This is a genomic window from Paenibacillus baimaensis (assembly GCF_025567575.1).
Genome location: NZ_JAOQIO010000124.1, coordinates 421,448 through 446,464, shown reverse-complemented (window position 1 = coordinate 446,464; position 25,017 = coordinate 421,448). Strand labels below are relative to the sequence as shown.

22 protein-coding genes are annotated in these 25,017 nt (G+C 46.9%); 19 read left to right on the top strand and 3 right to left on the bottom strand.

Annotation, left to right across the window (positions count from 1 at the left end):
- The first annotated feature begins 22 nt into the window (after window positions 1-22).
- The 3 genes from OB236_RS38525 (at window position 23) to OB236_RS38515 (ending at window position 2,781) form a co-directional block, all read left to right on the top strand.
- Complete coding sequence (locus OB236_RS38525) at window positions 23-814, top strand: ABC transporter ATP-binding protein (RefSeq protein ID WP_262688758.1); 792 nt, start codon at window positions 23-25, stop codon at window positions 812-814.
- On the top strand, window positions 804-1,655 hold the full coding sequence (locus tag OB236_RS38520; RefSeq protein WP_262688757.1) for an ABC transporter permease: 852 nt from the start codon (window positions 804-806) through the stop codon (window positions 1,653-1,655). Before OB236_RS38525 ends, OB236_RS38520 begins: the two co-directional genes overlap by 11 nt.
- Window positions 1,656-1,824: 169 nt before the next feature.
- Window positions 1,825-2,781, top strand: a complete 957-nt coding sequence (locus tag OB236_RS38515; RefSeq protein ID WP_262688756.1) for an aromatic acid exporter family protein — start codon at window positions 1,825-1,827, stop codon at window positions 2,779-2,781.
- Window positions 2,782-2,831: 50 nt separating this feature from the next.
- Here the strand turns inward: OB236_RS38515 and OB236_RS38510 are convergent, their stop codons facing one another.
- Window positions 2,832-2,978 (bottom strand): lmo0937 family membrane protein, encoded by a 147-nt coding sequence (locus OB236_RS38510; RefSeq protein WP_144026350.1) that lies wholly within the window; start codon window positions 2,976-2,978, stop codon window positions 2,832-2,834.
- A gap of 171 nt (window positions 2,979-3,149) precedes the next feature.
- Complete coding sequence (locus OB236_RS38505; protein ID WP_218638991.1) at window positions 3,150-3,266, bottom strand: YjcZ family sporulation protein; 117 nt, start codon at window positions 3,264-3,266, stop codon at window positions 3,150-3,152.
- A 463-nt stretch (window positions 3,267-3,729) separates the two neighbouring features.
- Here OB236_RS38505 and OB236_RS38500 point away from each other — a divergent pair, with 463 nt between their 5' ends.
- The 12 genes from OB236_RS38500 (at window position 3,730) to OB236_RS38445 (ending at window position 19,236) form a co-directional block, all read left to right on the top strand.
- A complete protein-coding gene (locus OB236_RS38500) occupies window positions 3,730-4,296 on the top strand; it encodes an outer spore coat protein CotE (protein ID WP_076228506.1) in 567 nt (188 codons plus the stop codon).
- Between the two features lie 120 nt (window positions 4,297-4,416).
- A complete protein-coding gene (locus tag OB236_RS38495) occupies window positions 4,417-5,853 on the top strand; it encodes a putative amidoligase domain-containing protein (protein ID WP_262688755.1) in 1,437 nt (478 codons plus the stop codon).
- A 69-nt stretch (window positions 5,854-5,922) separates the two neighbouring features.
- Entirely contained in the window at window positions 5,923-8,640 is a 2,718-nt protein-coding gene (mutS, locus tag OB236_RS38490) for a DNA mismatch repair protein MutS (protein ID WP_262688754.1), read from the top strand.
- A gap of 72 nt (window positions 8,641-8,712) precedes the next feature.
- Window positions 8,713-10,164: a S41 family peptidase gene (locus OB236_RS38485; RefSeq protein WP_262688753.1), complete on the top strand. Its 1,452-nt coding sequence runs from the start codon at window positions 8,713-8,715 to the stop codon at window positions 10,162-10,164.
- A gap of 18 nt (window positions 10,165-10,182) precedes the next feature.
- Window positions 10,183-12,120, top strand: coding sequence for a DNA mismatch repair endonuclease MutL (gene mutL, locus OB236_RS38480; RefSeq protein WP_262688752.1), 1,938 nt, complete (start codon window positions 10,183-10,185; stop codon window positions 12,118-12,120).
- Window positions 12,121-12,918, top strand: coding sequence for a class I SAM-dependent methyltransferase (locus OB236_RS38475; RefSeq protein WP_262688751.1), 798 nt, complete (start codon window positions 12,121-12,123; stop codon window positions 12,916-12,918).
- Window positions 12,912-13,874: a tRNA (adenosine(37)-N6)-dimethylallyltransferase MiaA gene (gene miaA / locus OB236_RS38470; protein WP_262688818.1), complete on the top strand. Its 963-nt coding sequence runs from the start codon at window positions 12,912-12,914 to the stop codon at window positions 13,872-13,874. Before OB236_RS38475 ends, miaA begins: the two co-directional genes overlap by 7 nt.
- A gap of 19 nt (window positions 13,875-13,893) precedes the next feature.
- Window positions 13,894-14,139, top strand: a complete 246-nt coding sequence (gene hfq, locus OB236_RS38465; protein WP_076228519.1) for an RNA chaperone Hfq — start codon at window positions 13,894-13,896, stop codon at window positions 14,137-14,139.
- A 129-nt stretch (window positions 14,140-14,268) separates the two neighbouring features.
- Window positions 14,269-17,070 (top strand): transglycosylase domain-containing protein, encoded by a 2,802-nt coding sequence (locus tag OB236_RS38460; RefSeq protein ID WP_262688750.1) that lies wholly within the window; start codon window positions 14,269-14,271, stop codon window positions 17,068-17,070.
- A 148-nt stretch (window positions 17,071-17,218) separates the two neighbouring features.
- Window positions 17,219-17,929 (top strand): peptidylprolyl isomerase, encoded by a 711-nt coding sequence (locus tag OB236_RS38455; RefSeq protein WP_262688749.1) that lies wholly within the window; start codon window positions 17,219-17,221, stop codon window positions 17,927-17,929.
- 36 nt (window positions 17,930-17,965) lie between these two features.
- A complete protein-coding gene (locus OB236_RS38450) occupies window positions 17,966-18,625 on the top strand; it encodes an alpha/beta hydrolase (RefSeq protein ID WP_256711149.1) in 660 nt (219 codons plus the stop codon).
- Window positions 18,626-18,669: 44 nt separating this feature from the next.
- Window positions 18,670-19,236 (top strand): YdcF family protein, encoded by a 567-nt coding sequence (locus OB236_RS38445; protein WP_262688748.1) that lies wholly within the window; start codon window positions 18,670-18,672, stop codon window positions 19,234-19,236.
- 112 nt (window positions 19,237-19,348) lie between these two features.
- On the opposite strand, the gene OB236_RS38440 is transcribed toward OB236_RS38445, so the two are convergent.
- Entirely contained in the window at window positions 19,349-20,137 is a 789-nt protein-coding gene (locus OB236_RS38440; protein ID WP_262688747.1) for a GNAT family N-acetyltransferase, read from the bottom strand.
- Window positions 20,138-20,363: 226 nt separating this feature from the next.
- Here OB236_RS38440 and OB236_RS38435 point away from each other — a divergent pair, with 226 nt between their 5' ends.
- The 4 genes from OB236_RS38435 (at window position 20,364) to OB236_RS38420 (ending at window position 24,968) form a co-directional block, all read left to right on the top strand.
- The gene (locus OB236_RS38435; protein WP_262688746.1) at window positions 20,364-21,290 is read left to right on the top strand and encodes a histidine phosphatase family protein; all 927 of its coding nucleotides are present in this window, start codon (window positions 20,364-20,366) and stop codon (window positions 21,288-21,290) included.
- Window positions 21,291-21,410: 120 nt separating this feature from the next.
- The gene (locus OB236_RS38430) at window positions 21,411-22,406 is read left to right on the top strand and encodes an AAA family ATPase (protein WP_262688745.1); all 996 of its coding nucleotides are present in this window, start codon (window positions 21,411-21,413) and stop codon (window positions 22,404-22,406) included.
- Window positions 22,403-23,725 (top strand): GTPase HflX, encoded by a 1,323-nt coding sequence (gene hflX / locus OB236_RS38425; protein WP_262688744.1) that lies wholly within the window; start codon window positions 22,403-22,405, stop codon window positions 23,723-23,725. Before OB236_RS38430 ends, hflX begins: the two co-directional genes overlap by 4 nt.
- A gap of 19 nt (window positions 23,726-23,744) precedes the next feature.
- A complete protein-coding gene (locus tag OB236_RS38420) occupies window positions 23,745-24,968 on the top strand; it encodes a methionine gamma-lyase family protein (protein WP_408638571.1) in 1,224 nt (407 codons plus the stop codon).
- Window positions 24,969-25,017 lie beyond the last annotated feature (49 nt).

Here is a 25,017-nt window from a genome sequence, read left to right as displayed (position 1 = left end):
ATACACTTTGGAGGGGTGGAATATGCGGCAGGATACAGTAGTTCTTCAAGATGTCTCCCATGTTTATGTGAACAATCGCGGCGCCTTTCTTGCTGTGGAGCATATGAACCTGAATGTAGCGCAGGGGGAGTTTGTTAGCTTGATTGGCCCGAGTGGATGTGGAAAAACCACGCTGCTATCACTCGTCAGCGGGCTCATCAAACCCACCGCAGGTACGGTATATGTTGCAGGTGAGCCTGTAAGCCAGCCTACCTCCAAAGTCGGCTATATGCTGCAACAGGATTACTTGTTTCCTTGGCGTACGATCTACGAAAATGCGTCCATAGGTCTTGAATTGATGGGTCGAAAGACTGCCGCGGATAAGGAAATCGTAAATCAGCTGCTGGATGACATGGGTTTATCCCGTGCTATCGGCAGCTATCCGCATCAGTTATCTGGAGGTATGCGTCAGCGTGTCGCGCTGGTACGAACCTTGGCGACCGAGCCCGATATTTTACTGCTCGATGAACCGTTCTCGGCACTCGATTATCAGACCAAGCTGCAACTGGAGGATTTGGTTGCCAGTACACTGGGTGCATTGAACAAAACGGTAATTTTGGTCACTCATGATATCACAGAGGCGATCGCTATGAGTGATCGGATTGTTGTGCTGCAGGCAAATCCCGGGCGGATAAGGACTGAGGTTAAAGTTCCGACCGCGATTCGCCAAGCGCTTCCTTTAACAGCCCGTGAGCAATCAGGTTTCCATGAGCTGTTTCATGAGCTGTGGAAGCATCTGGAGGAGAAGGAGGTGCACCCGGTAAATGAAGGATGAGGCAGTTAAGCAGCTCAGTACAACTGAACAAGCAGGTTTCACAGCTCAATTAGCCGAGCAGGAGCTTGGCCGATTCAGGAAGAATGCAAGGCGAATCACCTGGATTGCCCGATTCACGCAATTATCGATTCTGTTTGTATTCATGATTTGGTGGGAATTGGCAGGCAGGTTGCAATGGATCGATGCTTTATTGTTCAGCTATCCGAGCCGGATAGCGGTGCTTATATACAGCAAGGCAATGGATGGTTCTATATTCATCCATCTGCAGGTAACCATTTGGGAAACGATCATCGGATTTGTTCTGGGGACATTATTTGGCACAGCGGCAGCAGCGATAATTTGGTGGTCGCCTTTTTTGTCCCGTGTACTTGATCCTTATATTGTCGTGCTTAATAGTCTGCCGAAGGTAGCATTAGGACCGCTGTTTATTGTTGCTTTCGGTGCGGGACAACTCGCCATTATTGCAACAACTCTATCCTTGACCGTGATCATTACACTTCTTGTTGTGTCTAACAGCTTTAAAGAGGTAGATTCGAACTACTCCAAGGTTGTCAAGATCTTTGGGGGGACACGCGGACATATATTCCAGAAGGTTATCCTGCCAGCAACTTATCCAACTATTCTTTCCACGTTAAAAGTCAATGTCGGACTTTCCTGGGTCGGTGTGATCGTAGGGGAGTTTCTTGTTTCCAAAGAAGGACTTGGTTATTTAATTATTTATGGGTTTCAAGTATTTAATTTTACGTTGGTCATCGGGAGTGTGATCTTGATAGCTATAGCAGCTGCAGTTATGTATCAAGGTGTAGCCTTTCTGGAGCGAAAGCTGATGGGGCGAAGGTAAAAAAAAAAGTGGGATGGCAGCACCCATGCAGTGTTTCGCCGCATGATTGAATGGTGGTTGAATCATCGTCAGATAAAAGATAAGATAATTCATAATCTTATCTTTTTTTGTCGTTACAGCACTATCCATGTCAGCATACTTCATAACACTTATACTACCGGAGGATCTAATGGGAATTCGAATAATGAAGACCGCTGCAGCTGTCATAGCAGCTATCTATTTGGCTCATTTGTTAGGTTTACATACGCCCAACGCGGCAGGTTTATTAGCGATCCTCGGTATTGATGTAACCAAAAAAAGGGGACTACAAACGTCATTCCAACGGTTGATTGCTTCATCCATTGGGCTTTTTGTTGCGGTATTTTTGTTCTGGCTCCTGGGCTTTGAGGTTTGGGTGGCCGGACTGTTTGTTCTTATTCTGTATCCGATCCTCTCCCGCTTTAAATTGAAAGAAGGCATTGTAACAAGCTCTGTTATTATGTTTCATATCTTTAACGAGCAAAGATACGGATTAGATCTGATTATTAATGAGATCGCTTTGCTGCTGGTGGGTCTGGGCGCGGCTACATTGATCAATATTGTGTATATGCCCAAGGCGGATAAACAATTATCAGACATGCGAGTCAGACTGGAAAGCTGTTTTTCTCATATTTTTTCTGAAATAGCCAATCATTTACGGGATAACGGGCACATTTGGAGCGGAAGAGAACTCTTGGAGGCACATGATATTGTACAGGAGGCACTTTTGGTGGCACGGCGCAATCAGGAGAATACATTACTGCAAGAGGACGCTTTGTGGATGGTATATTTCTATATGCGCAAACAACATCTGGATTCGATTGACAGAATGCTGGAGTACGTGGCACAGGTGTACCAGACGCTACCTCACGGTGAGCTGTTAGCGTCCGTATTTGACGAATTGAGCGAGGATGTCAAGGTCGAGTATTACACAGGCAGATCAGAGAGTAAGCTTCGTCTTCTGCAAGGGGAATTTCGGCAAATGCCGCTGCCTGTAACCCGTGTTGAATTTGAAGTGCGGGCGGCTCTGCTGCAGCTGGCCGTAGAACTGGACGCTTTCCTGGCCGTTGCGAAGCGGGAGAAAAAACAAAAAGCAGCCGCTCAATGAGCAGCTGCCGATCATGCAAGGATAAATTCCTTAATGGATGATGCTTTTGGCTAACGGGTTTTTCTGCCGCTGATCAGATTGAACACAAGTGAAATGGCGGCAATAACAAGTAAAATATGTATTAAGTTACCTGCTACATCAAATGCAAAGCCAAGGCCCCATAGAACAAGTATCACTACAAAAATAGTCCAGAGCATATCGACACTTCCTCTCAGTATTTCAGGATGTTTGCAACTTCATGTTCTTTCTTAACCATATTAGCCATGATTAAATCATATAGATGAATGACTATTGAAAATTAACGCAAATGAAATACAGTCAAAGAAAAATCGCCTTCCAGTTAACTGGAAGGCGATTCGACCATTTGTTTAGATAAATGTGCGGCTAATGATAACCAATAAAATGAAGAGTACAAGTATGACACCTGTCGTAGTGCCCAAACCATAACCGCCACAACTTCCACCAACTCCGGCTACTACACCCATATTGACCCCTCCTTTCGCCTTACCTTTAGTATGGTATGAATGCCAGTGTCTTTGTGATTGGACGGTTCATAAAATGGGTGGTTCTCCCCGATTCTAAATGAACAGACGGAGCCTTCGTACACCTTCTGTTTTTTGTTTGATGAGGCGATGCTGACGAATCTATTTGCATGGAACAATTGCCAGAGTGCACTGCAGGTTGTCCAGTATCAAAAAAGCCGGCTAGCAGAAGCAGCCCGACTTCAATTATAAAGTTATAATTCTTTGCTCACAAAGCCGATTTTGATCGATTCTGGTGCGAAAATGGGCAACTCTCAACTATATTCGTTGGACCTTAATATAAATTCAATCCGCATAGCATATGAATTTTAATAACTATCTAGATTTATCTATGCTTATTTTATCAACATTCGCCCATGTCCTGCATACAAATGTAATGAATGATTGAATGGAGGAGGTAGAACAGATGTCAATAGATAAAGATTTGCAAACCAGAGAGATCTATACCAAAGCTGTCTGCGGAAAAGGACGCAAATTTTCGCAAGTCACCAATACGGTCACTCCGCCTCATGCTCCGACAAGTATACTGGGTGCATGGATTATCAACAACCAGTATGAGGCGGTGAAATCTGGCGAAAACGTCGAGGTGGTGGGTACTTACGATATCAATATTTGGTACTCCTACAATAAAAATACCAAGACGGATGTTGCCAAAGAAACGATTTCGTACGTGGAGGTAGTAGGGCTCTCTTTCCTGGATAAGCGCCACAAGCCGATAACCGCTGAAGTATCGGCTGTAGCTACTCAGGAACCCAATTGTGTGGAAGCCAGTGTCTCTTCTCGTGGAGACAGTGTGATTGTCCGGGTAGAACGTGAATTCAAGGTGGAAATGATCGCTGAAACAAAAGTTTGCGTAGTGGTGTCCGCGAACGGCTGCAATGATTTTGACGACAAGCATGTGGAATTTGATGATACAGGCAGCGATGATTATGAGGATTTGGATCCGGATCTGCTGGATGACGATTTGAACTGATGCTCCTGCTTTTATTATATGACACTTAGGTTCATTTCGGCAGAGGGCGTCAGCCCTCTTTTTGTTATAATTTCAGAATTTAATTTAATTTCAGAAATTTTGTGCTTGGGGGGAATTAACATGCGTGTATGGCTCTTGCACTCGAACGAACCGACGCTACCGCTACTATTAGATCGGCTGCAGGTGCCTAACGGTACACGTTTGCCGGTTCAGCTCGAATCAACCTGTATTATCCATTGGGGCTGCTTTCAGCCACAAAGACAGGAGCAACTGACTCTGCAACCGGTAAAAAGCCAGCTTCGTGCTGCGAAGCCTGAGAAGGCCTCTGCCTTGCTGAAGCTTCATGGTATTCAGAGTAATTGGAAGTCCGAGGGACAGCGTTTTTCATATGAATACAGGATTCCCGTGTTTCATCTGCAGGCTCTAAGTGTTTTCCAAAAGCAATCCGCGGTTTTTTATGGAACGCAGCTGCCCCCATCATTGCCAAAATCAGAGGAAGGGGGCTTTGAGGAATTGTCTATTGAAACTCTTTCTTACCATGCAGTTCGCTCAAAACGTGAGGCTGTGAAGGCACTCTATGCGCTTGGTCTCGACTACGGTGTCGTTCATATCGGGGTACGTCCCGGAGGGGAGCTTGTCGTGCTGGAGATACAGGCTGCCCCTCAACTGACGGAGCGCCTTGCGGAGCTGTTCGCGGATGCGATCCACCAGTTTGCAGAAGAATTAGACGCTTCCTACATAGGCAAAGAGGTAGCTTTATTGGGAGCCGACCCGGAATTTTTACTGCGCGACATGAGAGGCAAGGTTACCTTTGCTTCCAAGTTTTTGACTAAAGACGGACCGGTTGGCTGTGATGCTATTGTACTGCCGAGCTTCCGCAAAATTTATCCGCTGGCGGAGCTGCGGCCTGAACCAAGCGTCGAGGTCGATCAATTGGCTAACCAGCTGTACCGTACGATGCAAATGGCATCAAGAAGAATAACGGACGATACGCTCGAATGGGTGGCAGGCGGGATGCCGGTGCAAGGCTTTCCTTTAGGGGGGCATCTCCATTTTAGCGGCGTCTGGTTAAACGTTGAGCTGCTGCGTACATTGGATAACTATCTAGCTTTGCCGCTCACCTTGATTGAAGCCCCTACAACAGGCAGAAGAAAGCCCAAATACGGCTTTCTGGGTGATTATCGCAAGCAGCGTCACGGAGGCTTCGAATACCGGGTACTCCCAAGCTGGCTCATCTCCCCGAAGGTTACCAAGGGTGTGTTCGCGCTAGCCAAACTGATAGCCGATCATTATCGCCTGCTGCCGTCGCGCCCTCTTCAGGATGTATCGGTTCAGGAAGCCTATTATACAGGTGATAAGCTGGCGATTCGCCCTTTACTGCCTGCATTGTGGAACGATCTGGTACGTCTTCCTACTTATCGCAAGTATGAACGCTGGCTTGTACCACTTAAAGCTATGCTGCTGAAAATGGACGCATGGGATGAACAGCAGGATATTCGCAGGAAATGGCAAATCGGTCCTTATCACAGAAAAGAAGAATCGTCAGTGCATTCATGATATAATGGGAAAGGTATAGGGAAAAATAGAGACTACATTATGAATGCACACGTGCATGGAGGTTGCAGCATGGCGACATACACGCCGATGATCGAGCAATATCTGGCCATCAAGGCGGAGGTATTGGATGCTTTTTTGTTTTTTCGTTTAGGTGATTTCTATGAAATGTTTTTTGAGGATGCGATTCTGGCTTCCAGAGAGTTGGAAATAACGCTGACCGGCAGGGAAGGGGGAGCCGAGGAACGCATACCGATGTGCGGAATCCCTCATCATGCGGCAGATAACTATATCGCCCGATTAATCGAAAAGGGCTACAAAGTTGCGATTTGTGAACAGGTTGAGGATCCGTCACAAGCCAAAGGGGTAGTACGCCGCGAGGTCGTCCGCATTGTAACACCGGGTACGGTGATGGATGCAAGGTCTCTGAGCGAGACCAATAATTACATCGTGTCGGTCATAGAAACAGATGAGGGAAGCTTTGGTTTTGCGGCTTGCGACATATCCACGGGTGAACTGTTCGTGACCCGGTTAGAGGGCACATTGGCCCTGGTTCTGGACGAAATGAATGTGTATCATCCCTCGGAGCTGCTGGCGACTCCTGCCCTGCTGGAACAGTTGGGAGAGCAAGGCAATGCTTGGGCGGGTTCGACGGTATTAACGCCGCGTGAGCCTCTGCAAGGGCAAGAAAATCTGGCGCTGAGCGCCTTTTTTGCGGAATCTGAGCTAGCCCCCTTACCGAATGGCGGGGAAGCTGTTGTTCGACAGCTGATGGCGTATCTCATAGAAACCCAGAAGCGCTCGCTCGGACATATTAAGCATATTCGTGTCTATGAACAGAATCAATATATGATCATGGACCCTTTTACCCGACGTAACCTCGAATTGATCGAGACGGTACGTGATCGTGAAAAGAAGGGCACACTTTTGTGGCTGCTCGACAAGACGGTGACGGCAATGGGCGGCAGACTGCTGCGCCGTTGGATAGAGAAGCCACTGACGAGCTCCGCGGCCATACATGAGCGTCTGGAAGCTGTAGACCGATTGTATAACCAACTGATCGTTCGTGATGGACTTAAGCAATCGTTAAAGGAAGTGTATGATCTGGAGCGGCTCGTTGCCCGTATTGCTTACGGAAACGCCAATGCAAGAGACTTATGCTCCTTAAAGGTGACTTTGCAGCAGGTACCGCTCTTGAAGCAGGAGTGCGAATCGTCAGGCTCCACGACACTTGCCAAGCTGGCTGCACAGATGGATCCTTGTGCGGATGTGATGAACTGGATTGAAGAAGCGATTAGCGATGAACCCCCGATATCGATTCGTGATGGCGGTATGATTAAGCCGGGTTACCATGCTTATTTGGATCAACTGCGTGAAGCTAGCACGAATGGCAAGCAGTGGATAGCGGCGCTGGAGAAGCAGGAACGTGAACGAACTGGCGTTAAATCTTTGAAAATTGGCTATAACAAAGTGTTCGGCTATTATATCGAGGTTAGTAAATCGAATCTGTCTACACTGGAAGCAAGCCGTTATGAACGGAAGCAGACACTTGCCAATGCGGAACGATTTATTACCCCGGAATTGAAGGAAAAGGAAGGCTTGATTCTCGAAGCGCAGGAAAAGATGGTTGATCTGGAATACGAGCTGTTCATGCAGCTGCGGGACAAGCTATCCGTACATATATCCAGATTGCAGAAGCTTGCCGAGCAGATTGCGGCTGTTGATGTGTATCAATCGATGGCAGCGGTAAGTGCGGCTAATCGTTACTCAAGACCGGAAATTGGCGAGTTCTATGAGCTGCATATCGAAGAAGGTCGGCACCCTGTAGTGGAAGCTGTGATGCAGGATGGTTTTTTTGTCGCGAACGACACGGTGTTGAACACGAATGATGGCAGCATGCTGTTGATCACTGGACCGAATATGGCGGGGAAAAGCACTTATATGCGCCAAGTGGCTATTATTTGCCTGATGGCGCAGATTGGCTGCTTCGTGCCAGCGAAAGCCGCAACCGTACCTATCATTGACCGGATATTCACGAGGATTGGCGCAGCCGATGATTTAATTGGCGGTCAGAGCACGTTTATGGTGGAGATGATGGACATTCAGGTGATGACCGATAAAGCGACCTCCAAAAGCCTCGTTATTATTGATGAGCTGGGGCGTGGAACTTCGACCGGTGAAGGGATGGCTATTGCTCAAGCGGTGATTGAGCACTTGCATGATCAAATCGGCTGCAAAACGCTCGTGTCCACCCATTTTCACGAATTGGCTCATCTGGAAGAATCGCTGCAGTCGCTGCGCAACTACTGCATGGCTGTCAAGGAAAGCGGCAGACAAGTCACCTTTCTTCGCAAGCTGGTCCCTGGTGCGGCGAGTACCAGTTACGGTATTTATTGTGCGCAAATTGCCGGTCTGCCGGACGGCATCATCGATCGCTCTTACGAGCTGCTTCATGCCTTTGAACAGAGGGCGGAACTTCTTGCGGATCAGACCTCGCCTGTTGTTTCTGCTTCTACTGCTGCTACACCTGTACAGGCTGTACCTTCAGTTAAGCAGACTTATTCCATATCTGCAGCTGCTGCTCCGATATTGTCAGAACAAATTCATGAAACCGCTGCGGCCGTTCAGCTAAGCTTGTTCCAGGAAGATGCCTCAGCCTCCAATCGTTCGAAGAAAAAGACGGATGCCCGAACTGAGCAGCTTATCGAGCAGCTAAAGACGGCGGATTTAATGAATATGACACCTATGATGGCGATGAACTTTTTATTTGATTTGAAAAAGCAATTATAGTATTTATTTGTTCACAGGTTTGGAATTCATAGATTTATAACCTTTATTTAGATGAGAGGATGGCCTTATTACATGAAAAATAACAGCAATCGCGCCTTTTGGCGGCACACAACATCCATCGCAATCGCGCTATCCCTTCTTCTTCCTACAGCTTCTGCTACCTGGGGAGCGGGACAAGCAGACGTGGAGACTGCCAGAACTAAAGAAGTTATGGAGCTTTTGGAAAAATATCACGTTAGCGCTCCTATCAAAAAGAATCTAGCAGACAAGCCTATTAAAGAGATGATAAGCTCTCTTAATGATCCGTATACGGTTTATTTTACACCTGAAGAATTAAAAAGCTTTGAGAATGCCGTGCAAAACAACTATGTGGGCATTGGTATCCGTGTTACTGAGGTTCCCGAAGGTGTGTTTGTGACGGAAGTATTTGAAGGGCCTGCTTCCAAAGCGGGGATGAAGTCGGGAGACCGTATTACTGCGGTTAATGGAGAATCGGTAAAAGGAATTAATGTCGATGATATTATAAAGAAAATTACAGGTCCCGAGAATTCCAAGGTATCGGTTACCGTTGAACGGGGTGAGCAAAGCATACCGTTGTCGCTGACGCGTCAAACGATCCAGCTGCCTTCTGTAACACACAAAAGATTTGATCCAGGTGTGGGCTACTTGAGTGTAACCGGATTTTCTGGCGATGCGGATGAAGAGACAACGGCACAGTTAGCGGAGTTAAAAGCACAGGGTATTAACAGCCTGATCCTTGACCTGCGCGACAATCCCGGCGGCTTGCTGGATACGGCGTTAAACATGGTCAAGCTGTTCGTTAAGGAAGGCATTATGATTCACACGAAGGATAAAAACAATGTGGATGAACCCATAAAATTCAGTAATGGCACAACACAACCTTTTCCACTGTATATTTTGGTCAATGAATACAGTGCCAGCGCCTCCGAGGTACTGACAGGAGCTCTTCAGGACTATAATGTGGCGACCAAGGTAATCGGGATGAAAACTTATGGAAAGGGCAGCGTGCAGACGATCTTTCCGATGGCAAGCGGCGGGGCAATGAAAATTACGATCGAAGAATATTTAACACCCAAGCTGCGCAAGGTCAACAAGATTGGCATAAGCCCTGACATTGAGGTTGATGGTGAGGTTCCACAGCTGATTACAGCACTGCATGAAGCTGGTATCTCCCAAATCAAAGTTGGTCTGAACAAAAAAGGGGTTACCGTGAACGATACATCTGTGGTGGATAGCTTTAATGTCATTCGTGAGAATGGCAACGTCTATGTACCTTCCAGAGTGCTTAGTTCATTGCTCGGGGGAACCATCTCGTGGAACGATACTTTAAAATCTATCGATGTATCCGCATTTGGCGTTACCAAGTCTTATCCTTCAACAACGGGTGAATTGTTACTCAAGAATGGCTTCGGCTATGTAAGTGTCAATCAATTTGCAGAAAGCTTTCCGCAATTAAGCTGGTCGGATGATGGTGAGCAGCTCACCCTGACCGCCACGAAGTAAGAGTTAGGAGCATAGGCTATGGGAATAATCAGAGTACTTGATGAACATATTGCCAATCAGATCGCCGCAGGTGAGGTCGTTGAGCGCCCTTCCTCAGTCGTTAAGGAGCTTGTGGAAAATGCAGTCGATGCCGGGAGCAGCCGGATCGATGTTACGATCGAGGAAGGCGGTCTTGCGCTGATTCGTGTAAGCGACAATGGCTCTGGAATGCAGTCCGACGATTGTGAAGCAGCCTTCTTTCGCCATGCAACGAGCAAAATTGTCAGCAGTCAGGACTTGTTTTCCATTCGGACACTTGGATTTCGGGGCGAAGCACTCCCGAGTATCGCAGCTGTTTCCAAGGTTACTTGCCTAACTTCAACGAATTCAAGCGGGCTTGGTCATCAGCTTGTTATTGAAGGTGGAACCGTTAAGGTTTCTGAGGAAACGGCAGCTCAACGTGGAACGGATATTCAGGTGCGTGAGTTATTTTATAATACACCTGCACGCTTGAAATATATGAAAACCGTACAAACCGAGCTAGGGCATGTATCCGATTTTATTTATCGCCTTGCATTAGCCCATCCCGAAATAGCTTTCACGTTGAAGCACAACGGCAGCGTGATGATCCAGACACTCGGAAATGAGGATATGCGCGGCGTAATTGCTGCCATTTATGGAACCACTGTGGCCAAAACCATGCTTCCTATTGAGGGTGAGCAGCTGGACTATTCGATTCGCGGGTTTATCGGTAAGCCGGAGACAACACGCGCTAATCGCAATGGAATTTCTACTTTTATCAATGGACGCTACGTCCGCAATTTCACTTTAATTCATGCGCTGCTGCAGGGCTACCATACCTTTTTGCCGATTAACCGGTTTCCTGTTGCTGCGATTCATATTGAAATGGACCCGACGTTGGTGGATGTCAATGTCCATCCGGCTAAGCTGGAGGTGCGATTCAGCAAGGAGCAGGAGCTTATTCAATTTGTTGAAGAGCAGGTGCGCCATGTGCTTAATCAACAGGTTCTAATTCCAACAGGGGCAGCTCCTTCCAAGTCCAAACCGATTAATCATATTCAGGAGCAGCTGGAGCTGTACCGGTCTTCTCCGCCTGCATCGTCAGCCAACGGTAATATCGATAAGGCATATGATCGCAAGCAGGACGTTGAGGCCTTGAATCGCTGGTCGCAGGCAGATCTCCGATCTGAAAGGGAATTGGATGTGAAGCGTACGGTCAATATGTTCAATTCTACTGCCCGTGATACCGAACAGAGGGACAAGCAGCTACGTAATGAGCCTGTACATTCCTTCAATGAGCAGGCAGCAGCTAATGAGGTGCTTTTGCGTACCATGGCTGCTGACGAGCAGACGACTGCCCCTGTGCTCCCATCGTTTCCAAAGCTATCTCCCATCGGGCAAATGCATGGGACTTATATCATTGCCCAGAATGAGGAAGGCTTGTTCCTGATTGATCAGCATGCTGCTCATGAGCGTATTAATTATGAGTATTATTTTGAAAAATTCGGTAATCCAGCGGAGGCAAGCCAGGAGCTGCTCGTACCGATCACCTTGGAATTCACCTCATCGGATGCTGTGCGAATCCAAGACAAGCTGCCACTGCTGGAGCAGGCTGGTGTGTATGTGGAGCCCTTCGGCGGCAACTCTTTCCTGGTAAGAGCCTATCCCCATTGGTTTCCGGATGGCGATGAGAAAGCACTGATCGATGAGATGACGGAATGGCTGTTAGCTGAGCGCAAGAGTGTAGATGTAAGTCGATTGCGGGAAAAAGCGGCGATTATGTGCTCATGCAAGGCCTCCATAAAAGCGAATCAAAGCATGCGGGTGAACGAAATGGAAACTCTATTGGATCGGTTGGCATCATGCCGCAATCCTTACACATGTCCGCATGGTCGTCCCATTGTCATCAGCTTTTCTACCTATGAACTTGAAAAATTATTTAAAAGGGTGATGTAAGTGCTCATAACGACCTCTTACGACCCTCAAGCTGAACACCTGGAAGCTGCAGCCCAGCTTGCCAGGTCGATCAAGCAGCTCCAGGGGATAGATAATCCGGTACGACTCGTCCCAAGAAAGCGGCATTCGTTAGCCCGACTGCGGACGTTGTATGACGATTCGGATATCCTGCTTGTTTCAAAGGAGCGGATAGAGTATTATCATGAAGATCAGTCTGCTTTATTTTTCCATCCAAGCACGGCAGCGATTCGAGTCAAAAGGCTTGTGAATGGTGAGCATGATCCGCTTATGGAGCTTTCAGCTATACAGCCGGGTGATCGTGTGTTGGACTGCACAGCAGGTCTTGGCTCTGATGCGCTTGTTTATTCTTATGCAGTGCAGGGTAATGGAGAAGTGGTAGCTCTGGAGAGCGAGCCCATTCCTTATTTGATTCTTCAGCAAGGTCTGATGACTTACGATTCCGACATTCCTGGTATGAACGAGGCTATGCGCCGTATACAGGTTATCCAGATGGATCATAGTGAATATTTGCAGCGACAGCCTGATAATGCCTTTGACGTCGTTTATGTGGATCCGATGTTTCGACAACCGATCCATGAGTCCAGCTCCATCAGTGCGATTCGTACATTGGCAAATTCCAGACCTGTAAGCGAACAGACCATTAAGGAAGCGCTACGTGTAGCGCGTAGGGCCGTAATTATGAAGGAGCACAGAAGCAGTGATGAATTTGATCGTCTGGGATTTGAGGAAGTAAGACGTTCCACCACGAAAATAGCTTACGGAGTGATACGATTGTGACAAAGGCACCACCCAAACCCAAGCTGCTTGTGCTGGTAGGACCGACGGCAGTAGGGAAAACAGGATTAAGCCTTAAATTAGCCGCAGAATTTAGTGCGGAAATTATTTCCGGAGATTCGATGCAGGTTTATCGGGGAATGGACATTGGCACAGCAAAGGCTACCGCCTGGGAGCGGCAGCAGGTGCCACACCATATGATTGACATCCATGAACCGGATCACCCGTTTTCTGTAGCTGAATTTCAGGATACCGCACGTAAATTGATCCTTGACATTGCCAGTCGCGGCAAACTGCCGTTCATTGTGGGCGGAACCGGACTTTACGTGGAGTCGGTTTGCTATGATTTTCAGTTTAGTGAATCCGGTTCTGATGAAGCATACCGTGAAGAGCAGCAGGCTTATGCGGACACTTTTGGTCCCGAAGCGTTGTGGGAGAAGCTGCGGGAAATCGATCCTGCAAGTGCAGAGCGGCTGCATCCCAATGACCAACGGCGTATAATTCGTGCAATGGAAATGTTCCATTTAACGGGTGAACGGTTGTCTGAGCGGTTAAAGGAACAGAAAAAACAGTCTCCATACGAACTATGTATCGTCGGGTTGACAATGGATAGAGCTTTGCTATATAAACGTATAGAAGAGCGAATTGATTTAATGCTTCAGGAAGGTCTTGTGGATGAGGTTAAGCATCTGATGGATCAAGGCTATGGCAAGCAGTACATATCGATGCAGGGGTTGGGCTACAAGGAAATCATCGATTTTTTGGAAGGCAGAAGTTCCTGGGAAGAGACTGTGTATCTGTTGAAGCGGGATACCCGCAGATTTGCCAAAAGACAGCTTTCCTGGTTTCGTCATATGAAGGACATTAATTGGGTGGATATGACTGAATTGACAAATTCTACTACGCAATTTAATGAAGTTCATGCTATAATAGCAGATAAGTTAAAATTCGAACGTTAAACTCACAAGGGGGCCCATGATGAATAAATCGATCAATATTCAGGATACATTTTTGAACCAGCTGCGCAAGGAAAATATTCCCGTTACGGTATACCTGACCAATGGGTTTCAGATCCGTGGGGTCATTCGGGCGTTCGATAATTTTACGATTATCATTGATAGTGAAGGCCGTCAGCAAATGGTATACAAGCATGCTATTTCTACCTTCACACCACAGCGTTCGGTTTCTTTAATGCAGCAACCGGACAGCAGCTCTGACAATTAAACAGCTTTGTTACTGCAACTTGGCAACTTTTTGAGTCGAGCATTCGTATAATGAATAGGAACCATGAGAGCAACCCGTTCCGCTAGGGTTGTTCTTTTATTGTAAAGAGAGAATTAGGGGAGGCAGAGGATGGCAACTGACAAAAAAACAACGACAGCAAAACCACCTGCAAAAAAAACACCAGCTAAAAAGAAAAAAAAGAAGTTCAGCTTTGGTAAAGCTTTAATGTTTGCTTTTGTAACGGCTGTTCTTGGAATTATATGCGCCTTGGGCGTCTACATTTTTATCATAATCAACGGTAACAAGATATTGGATGCAAATCTTGATAAGCTCGATATGGACGAAGCCTCGCATTTGTTTGATGTGAATGGAACCGAAGTAGCTGTTCTTCATGGTGAGCATGACAATAGGGAAATTGTTAAGCCTGAAGAGATTCCTACAAAGCTCCAACAAGCTTTTATAGCAACAGAGGATCGCAGATTCGAGCAGCATACCGGTATAGATTTTCTGGGTATAGGACGTGCCCTTGTGAAGGATGTCGTGGCTCGAAGTGCAGTTGAAGGTGGCAGTACCATCACGCAGCAGGTCGCCAAAAACATGTTTTTGAATAATAATAAAACCTTTTTCCGTAAAGCTACTGAAATGTCCATAGCAGTTGCTCTGGAAGACCGTAAAACGAAAGACGAAATTTTGGCCTTGTATGTAAACCGGATCTTTTTTGGAAACCGGGTGTTTGGAGTTAAGGCGGCAGCAAAGAAATATTTTAATGTAAGTGAATTGAAGGATTTGAAAATATGGCAAATGGCTACGCTAGCGGCAATTCCTAAGGCACCCAGCGTATACAATCCGATTGCCAATCCGGATAAGTCGAAGGAGCGACGTGCTGTTGTCCTGAAACTTATGCAGGATCAGGGGTATATTACAGAAGCTGAGCGTGCTGAAGCGGCTGCAGTCGATTACGAAGCCCCTCCGACTACAGGAAACAAGGACTACCTGACCTTTATCGACTACGCGATTAATGAAGCCGAGAAAGTGTATGGTATTCCCGAGGCCGAATTGCTGAGCAATGGCTACAAAATCTATACGACAATGGATTCCAATGCACAGAAAATTATGGAGCAAACGTTTGCCAATGATAAATTTTTCCAAAAGAACGGTCCTGAGCAAAAGATGCAGGGAGCTATGGCTATCATCAATCACAAGGATGGCGGGGTAGTTGGCATTATTGGTGGACGGGATTATGTGCAAACCGGATTGGATCGTGCGGTAGTTCCGCAGCAGCCGGGCTCCTCGATCAAGCCGTTATTGATTTATGCACCTGCATTAGAAAGTGGCAAGTACAATCCTTACAGCATGCTGGAGGATAAGGAAGCTAACTACAATGGCTATGCGCCTCGAAATTATGATGGTGTCTATAGAGGACAAGTCGATATGTTTGAAGCGGTGCGTAAATCCATTAACGCGCCTGCTGTATGGTTGTTCAATGAGATCGGTGTGAAAACCGGGATGGATTTTGCCTCCAAGCTGGGAATTCCCTTTGAACCGCAAAAGGATCGAAATCTTGCAATTGCCCTTGGAGGTATGACCAAAGGAGCGTCACCGTTACAAATGGCTGCAGCTTATGGTGCAATCGCCAATAATGGATATTTGAACACGACTCACTCCATTATCAAAATTATTGACGACCAAGGCGCCTTGGTCAAAGAGTTCAAGCAGGAGCGTGTAACTCCGGCGATGAGCGCCAAAACTGCTTATTACATGACTTTGCTCATGCAAAGCGTAGTTGAGCCAGGCGGTACAGGGACAGCGGCCAAATTCGAGCGTCCGGTATCAGGCAAAACAGGTTCCACGCAAACGGTTATAAAAGGGCTGGAGAAATATAACCGCGATCTCTGGTTTACCGGATTTACACCGGAGTGGAGCGCAGCGGTATGGATCGGCTTTGATAAGTCCGATGCGAAGCATTATGTTACGATGAGCAGCGGCAGTGCAGCGGTTATATTCAAGGAAGTGATGCAGAAGGCGCTGGCTAATCGCCCAATGACGAAGTTTGTTAAACCGGATGGAGTTCCAGATTTGGTTAAGCCAGAGCTGCCTCCTCCAGTGAAGGATATGGGTGAACTTCAGGCGGAGTATGTTAAGAGCAATGGGGGTCCATCTGTCGTACTAAAATGGTCATCGCTTGGTGATAACGTGACCTATCGTTTATTGCGTAAAACAGATAAGGATAAGGAATTTTCGTCTGAACCGATGCTGACAACAACTCAAACGGAAGTCAAAGACATTACAATAAAATCGGGTGAAACCTATCAGTATGCAGTTGTAGCGTACGATCCGAAGACCGAAAAGACAGGGACGCAATCACCATCCGTGACTGTGGTTATCCCTGCCGATGGTGCATTGCCACCAGGGCAAGTACCAGGTCAGGGTACCGGAACGACACCAGGTACCGGAACAACACCAGGTACCGGAACAACACCAGGTACCGGAACGAAGCCGGGTACAGGTACGGGAACAACGCCAGGAGCTGGAAACGGAACGACGCCAGGTGCGGGAACGGGAACAACGCCAGGTGCGGGAACAGGAACAACGCCAGGTGCGGGGACAGGAACAACACCAGGTACGGGAACGGGAACAACGCCAGGTGCGGGAACGGGAACAACGCCAGGTGCAGGAACGGGAACGGGAACGACGCCAGGTGCGGGAACGGGAACAACACCAGGTGCAGGAACGGGAACAACGCCAGGTGCGGGAACAACACCAGGTGCGGGAACGGGAACAACACCAGGTGCGGGAACGGGAACGACGCCAGGTACGGGAACGGGAACAACGCCAGGTGCTGGAACGGGAACGACGCCAGGAGCCGGAACGGGAACGACGCCAGGAGCCGGAACGGGAACAGCTCCTGTTGCTGGAACTGTTGTGCGTTAATTAATGAATGGAGAAGCTGCTTTAGCACGCAAGGTAACAAAGTCTCCGATGGGTTCATCATCAGGAGACTTTGTTAATTTTTACCGTGTCGTAGTATAATACTTTAGGGGCTTACCCAATAAGAGATGACGATCTGGAGGAATTAGAGATGAAAGCAATATCTACAACCAAGATGACCAAGTGGGCAGCTATCGCAGTGGTATGCGCGCTTATGCTGTCGGCCTGCGGCACAAAGCCTGCTGACAATGCAGGAAAGACAACTACGCAGGGCGGTCAGCCAGCAGCCAATACGCAGCAGCCAGCCAATACTGCCAAGCCAGCAGCCAAGAAGAGCTGGACGGCTCCACCAGCGATGACAATTGATGTGAAGAAAACATATCAGGCAACAATTGCGACCTCCAAAGGCAGCTTCAAAATCGATCTATATGCGAAAGATGCACCGATTACGGTCAACAATTTTGTGTTTCTAGCCAAAGAAGGCTTTTATAATGATATTGTGTTCCACCGCATTATCGAATCGTTTATGATTCAAACTGGCGATCCGCTTGGAGTTGGCAGTGGTGGACCCGGCTACAGCTTTCAAGACGAGTTGAAGTCCCCCTATAAATATGAGCCGGGAATAGTCGCTATGGCTAACGCTGGGCCTAACACCAACGGCAGTCAGTTCTTTATTTGCACAGGCGAAGACAGCAAGAACTTGAACAAATCACCGAACTATACGATTTTTGGTAAAGTGACTGAAGGCATGGATGTTGTCAAAAAAATCGCAGCAACTCCAGTTGCAGGTGGCGCTTCAGGTGAGAAGAGCTCTCCAACTGAAAAAGTTGTCATCCAATCCGTTGCCATTACTGAAAAGTAATAAAGGACCTATTTTGTAAGTAAAAGAGGTGCAGCCTTGGAAAAAAGACATTGCCTTATGCTCCACGGCTTTACCGGTGGACCCTATGAACTGACTCCTTTGGCAGCGTATTTAACCGAGCAGGGTACTGTATGCCATGTGCCAACTTTACCAGGACATGACCCCGAGCTGAGGACGTTGGGACAAACAAACTGGCATGATTGGCTGGAGGCTGCCGCTCTGGAGGCTTCCAGCTTAACTGCGCAGTATGGCGAGATCGATCTGATCGGTTTTTCGATGGGTGGACTGATCTCGGCATACATAGCGAATCGTTATCCAATTCGCAGGCTTGTTTTGTTGAACGCGGCTGTTTTTTATTTTAGTCCATACCGATTTATGAGGGAACTGGTGCGTAGAATTCAAATGGATGACTGGTCGAATTGGGGGAAGGTAAGAAGGACCCCGTTGAAGGCTACGAGGCAATTTATCATGCTGAATAAACAGATGCGACCCGAACTGCCCATGATCAAAGTGCCGACACTCATCGCACAAGGTGAGCAGGATGGCATTATTCATCCGAAGAGTGCCCATTATTTATTTAATCAGCTTCAGGGGGAAAAGGAAATCGAGTTTTTTCCCGAAGCTCGTCATATGATTTGTCTGGAGCCTGGAGCGCAGGCTGTATTTCATTCTGTCGAACGTTTCTTGACTAAATGAAGAAGCAGCGGCCATCGTGGAAACGGACACGAAGATTCGTTTGGTTGTGTGTTGTCGTAGGCTTGTTGTGGGTGTCCATACTGCAGTACCGAATGGCGAATGTTCCAGACAATGCTTCAGCAGCCGGAGAAGTAGGCATTATACTAGGTTCTTCCTTGAAAGACAACATAGCCACTCCTTCACTTCAGGAACGTCTGGATGGAGGGATTAAGCTTTTTAAAGACGGGAAGATCAAGCATATTATTGTATCTGGCGGTTTGGATCGTACGGAGTTCCAGTTAACCGAAGCTGAGGGAATGAGAAATTATTTGTTGGAGCATGGTATAGCGGACAATGTGATCATGATGGAACAGGAAGCAACCAGCACTTATGAAAATTTATTGTTCAGTCAGCGGTTCATGCTGCAGCAAAAATGGAACTCAGCGGTACTTATTACACACCGTTACCATATGCTCAGGGCAATGGAGATGGCAGAATTTTTAAATTACAGGCAGGTAGAGGCTTATCCGGTAGATTCCAAAGCAGTGAATAATAGCTGGAATCTGATTCGTGAAACGCTGGCTCATGTTAAATGGAAGCTGGATAAACTTCGTATGGCATTAGGTAGCTAACTTATGGATACATAGCTTGTACAATCGGATTGACTTCAAACCATACAAGCCTTTTTTCCCTTGCTGTAATCCACGCGAGAGAAAGAAGGCTATTGCCATTCATTTGGTTTTCTCAGGGTTGTACACGATAATGGAACTGGAACAACGAAGTAAACCCTGCTTTTTGATACAGACGGTGCGCCGCTACATTATCATTAACGACCTGCAGGTAAATTCGCTGAGCGCCATTGCTCAGACTCCATGAAGCCAGCTCGTTCAGCAGAAATTTGCCAATTCCTTGCCCTCTGAGCTCCGAGTTGACAACGATATTGGTAAGTCCGGCCCATTCCCCCTCAACAACGGCCGTACCGACTGCTACACTTTGGCCGTTCCATTGAAGGGAACAGAAGCATTTGGTTTGGTTAATGCGTGTAAACAGAGAATCGTAAAAAGGCAGCTTGCTCTTGTCAAAGCCTTCCATATCGATGAAATCTTCCAACCATTGTTCATTATGAACGGACAGTATTTCCACACTCAGCTTACTGGATTCAGAGGAAGTGTGGTATATGACCTTCTCTGTATCTGCAATTAGTACGGAACAAGGGATTTCTTTGAGAAAGCCTGCCTGGTCCAATAAGGTGTCGAGCCCCTTTGGAGAAGCATCGCTGATATGATACCGTACTGGAAGCCCATGTGTGTCGTAAAATTGCCGTGCTTCCTGCAGCCATTCTCCCTTAGGAAGGGAGTCGCCAGCGCCTGTCCAGATGCTGTTGGCTCTCTTGGTAATGCCGTCTGTCGCACGCATAATCCAGTTCCCCTGTTTGGTATTCGTAGCAGCGGGCCAAGTGTTAAAAGCATATTGTTCAATTTGCTGGAAAAGCTGAAGCTGAGAATGATCAGTGGAGGAGCCTGTAGTGTTCATCGCGCACTATCCTTCCTATGTATGAATTAATAATAATTGTATAAATATACTATTTAGTGAATAAAAATTCAATATTAAATTATGAAAGCTCATAAACTTAAGTTTTATTCGAATTTTTTGTACGAAATAATGGCTAATACATAAAAAATCTCTATCATCTTCTGTCTGATCATTGTACGATACTGAGTACAGGTTTGTCAGATTGATCCAAAAGGTGGAGTGCCCTATGCTTGCACAAGCTTTGCTTATAAAAGATGGGTCAGTGCTGATGCTTCACGAATATGTCCAGCGTGGTGATTTGGTATGGAACTTTCCTGGTGGCGGGATTGAGCTGGGAGAGTCGCCTGAGCAGGCATGTATTCGTGAAGTGAAGGAAGAAACCGGCTATGATGTGAAAATTACGCATCTATTGCATCGCACTGAATCTAAATATACGTATCTTGCGGATATTGTTGGTGGTCAACTGGCTGTCGATGTGGAGCATCCAGATAATCAAACGATTGTTTCTCTGGAATGGGTGCCGCTATCGGACGAGAACAGATGGGATCAGGTAACACGGCCGATCTGGGAGGCTTACAATAAGCTTGCAGATGCTTTAAAGACCTTATACGTAATTCGGCATGCCCAGGCTGAAGGGCAAGCGGCAGAAGCCATTCTGACGCCTCTGGGCATGAAGCAGTCGGAACAGCTGGACCGATTGTTGTCGCATCTTCAAATTGATGAGTTCAGAGCAAGTCCTATGAAGCGAGCACAGCAAACTCTGGAGCCCACCGCCCTGCGAACAGGTCAAAAGATTCATGTGGATCATCGTTTGTCCGAACGTATATTGAGCAGCGAGTCGATGATGGATTGGCGTATCCAATTGGAACGGACCTTCAATGACAAGCTTCTGTGCTTTCCTGATGGCGAGTCCAGTTATTCGGCATCACAACGCATGGTATCGGTAGTTGACGAACTGCTTGCGTCAGATAGACATACGTTTGCTGTAGCTACTCATGGCAATGTGATGGCTCTCCTGCTAGGCCATTATGATGAGCAGTTTGGTTTTGAAGCCTGGAGTCGGTTGACCAATCCGGATGTATACCGTCTGACTTTCTCTCGAAGTAGTCTGCTCTCCATGGAACGAATCTGGGATGCTGACAAGCATTTTTAGCAGTTGTTGATGGGCTAGTTTTGAAATTTTGACGTTTCACTATACAATAGAGGAAGAAAATGAGCACATTCATCTGGGCTTCTGCGTATACTGCTAACACCAAGTAAAGAGGTGATATGCATGAGTGGACGTGTCCTGCCAACAGATCAGATCCAAATTACACAAAATGCTCATCAAATCAATGTGATTCTACGCAACTCGGAGCCCCTAACTGCACCTAATTCCGAGCCTCAATTTCACGGTAAGCCATTGTCCCAGCAAGGTCATTTTGGGGAAATCATGAAAGAGCTTGACCGGATGGTCGGTTTGGAATCCATCAAGGAGCTTGTATTTGAAATTTATGCGCTGCTGCGAGTTGCCAGCTATCGGGCTGATGCCGGATTAACGGCAAATTCGCAGGTGTACCATATGGTTTTTAAAGGAAATCCAGGTACGGGGAAGACGACTGTAGCTCGTATTATAGCGAAACTGCTGCAAACGATGGGTGTGTTGAGTAAAGGCCATCTTATCGAGGTGGAGCGTGCTGACATGGTAGGTGAGTACATAGGGCATACGGCACTGAAAACGCGGGAAATGGTAAAAAAGGCTCTTGGTGGTGTGCTTTTTATTGATGAAGCCTATAGTCTGGCACGCGGCGGTGAAAAGGATTTTGGCAAGGAAGCCATTGATACACTGGTCAAAGCAATGGAGGATCACAAAAATCATTTTATTCTGATTTTGGCAGGGTATTCTGAAGAAATGGATCAGTTTTTGCAGACCAATCCCGGACTCCCTTCCCGGTTTCCGATCCATCTGGAGTTTCCTGACTACACAGTCGAACAGCTCATGCAAATTACTGAAATGATGATCAAGGAACGGGAATATGTATTGAATGCACAAGCTGAGAGCAAAATACGTCAGCAAATCATCAGCGAAAAGCAGCAAAATGATTCCGAGGCTTCTTTCAGTAATGCACGTTTTGTGCGAAATTTGATTGAAAAAGCGATGCGAAACCATGCCGTACGTTTGTTGAACAGCCATGTCCAGCAGCCTAGCAAACAGGATTTAATGACACTTCGAGCCGAAGATGTCAAGCTGGAACGAAAACAATCAAAGGAGACCCACAAATATTTATGAAAACAACCACACATAGTATTGATCACGAATTGGAACGGGCTGTTCTTATGAGCCTTGTTACCCCGCAGCAAAAAAGAGAGCAGTCGTATTCTGCAGAATATTCCTTGGCAGAGCTTGTCAGTTTGGCTGAGACCGCAGGTGTAGAAGTGTTGACAACTTTATCGCAGAACAAGGAAAAGATTGACTCCAAATGGTTTGTAGGCAAAGGCAAAGCCGCTGAGCTCAAAGAGCTTATTGATGAGTATGGAGCCAATACAGCTATATTTGATCAAGAATTGTCCGGTGCCCAAGTGCGGAATCTGGAAGAATTTCTGGATGTGAAAATTATCGATCGAACTCAATTAATTTTGGATATTTTTGCTCAAAGAGCCAAAACCCGTGAAGGGATTATACAGGTAGAGCTGGCCCAGCTTAGCTATTTGCTGCCAAGGTTATCCGGTCAAGGCAAGAACTTGTCACGTTTGGGCGGTGGCATCGGAACAAGGGGACCAGGGGAAAGCAAGCTGGAAACCGATCGCAGACACATTCGTGACCGGATTGATGAGCTCAAGCAGCAACTGTTTGAATTCGTCAAGCATCGTAATCTGCACAGAGAACGCCGCAAAAAAACAGGTGTATTCCAGGTTGCTATTGTCGGGTATACGAATGCCGGAAAATCCACGCTGCTCCGACAAATGACGGACGCTGATGTTTACGTCGAGAACCAGCTGTTCGCTACGCTTGACCCAACATCAAGGATGCTGAAGCTGCCTGGTGGCAAGGAAATTGTGCTAACGGATACAGTAGGATTTATTCAGAATTTGCCGCATGATTTGGTTGCCGCTTTCCGAGCTACCTTGGAAGAGGTTTGTGAAGCTGACCTTATTTTACATGTCGTGGATAGCTCAGCAGATATGATGGAAACACAGATGCATGTCGTTAAGCAGGTACTTACTGAGCTCAATGCACATGGGAAAGATCAGATTACGTTATTTAACAAAATCGATCAGTGTACACCCGAACAAATGCAAATGCTTTCTACAGAGGGTGACTTCTTGCGGATGTCCGCTTATAATGAAATCGATCTTGCACTGGTGTGCGAACTTATTGAAGCTCGCTTAATGGGAGACAGCAAAAAATTTCGGATTCCTGTGGAGAAAGGCGATATGATTTCATTAATGTACAGGATTGGCGAAGTTCTGGAGAATGAAGTGGAAGGCAATGATATGGTGTTTCAAGTCCGCATAGATAAACAGGAATACGAAAAGATCAGTCATTTGTTAACCTCTTATGCAACAGATCAGTCACTGGATAAGGGAGAGAATGAGTTGTATGTTTAATGAACGCATAACGGCATGGATGGAGCTTGCCGAACAGCGGATTGAAGGTAAGTTTAAAGAAGTGGAACGGATCATTGATCAGAATCAGTGGAAGGTGATTCGTGCCTTTCAAAAGCATAAGGTCAGTGACTATCACTTCGCTGGCTCTACAGGTTATGGCTATAATGATCGAGGCCGCGAGGTGCTGGATCTGGTGTATGCAGATGTGTTTGGAGCGGAGGCTGCCCTGGTGCGGCCTCATTTTGTGTCCGGGACCCACACGATCAGTACAGCTTTATTCGGTGTGCTGCGTCCAGGTGACGAGCTGCTGATGATCACAGGACGTCCCTACGATACGCTGCACAAGGTGATTGGACATCCTCAGGATGGCAAAGGCTCCTTACAGGATTGGGGAATCATCTATAACGAGGTTGCTCTTCTGGAAGACGGCAGCCCGGATTATGAAACGATTGGCAGCAGCATTACAACACGTACCAAGGTTATCGGTATTCAGCGCTCGCGCGGCTATTCCTGGCGTTCTTCGTTCAACGTCTCGCAAATTGAAGAGATGACCCGTTTTGTAAAAGAACTCAAATCCGATGTTATTGTTTTTGTCGATAATTGTTATGGAGAGTTTACGGAGCTTCAGGAGCCGACAGAGGTTGGCGTAGATCTGATGGCAGGTTCTTTAATTAAAAACCCTGGGGGCGGCTTGGCGGCAACGGGCGGATATATCGTAGGAAAGCACAAGTATGTGGAACTGGCTTCCTTTCGTTTGACCGCGCCTGGTATCGGCGGAGAAGTTGGAGCCATGCTGGATACTACCCGCGGCATTTATCAAGGTCTGTTTTTGGCGCCACATTTGGTGGGACAAGCGGTCAAGGGTTCTATATTTGCAGCGGCTGTATTTGAACAGCTTGGATTTGTGACACATCCACATTGGAACGACAAACGTACGGACTTAATACAGGCGATTAAGTTCACAAGTGCCGAGCATTTGATTGCCTTTGTTCAAGGTATTCAGCAAGCTTCAGCGATAGATGCACATGTGGTACCTGAACCATGGGCCATGCCTGGTTATGAGCATCCGGTCATCATGGCTGCAGGTACTTTCATTCAAGGGGGGAGCCTGGAGTTATCCGCAGATGCTCCGATCCGTGAACCGTATATTGCTTATATGCAAGGTGGATTAACTTATTCCCATTGTAAATTAGGTGTATTAACAGCTCTGAGTAGCATGATGGAACAAGGTTTATTAAAATAATGACTTATACTTTGCATGAACCTAACATAACTTGACACGTTTATGTAGG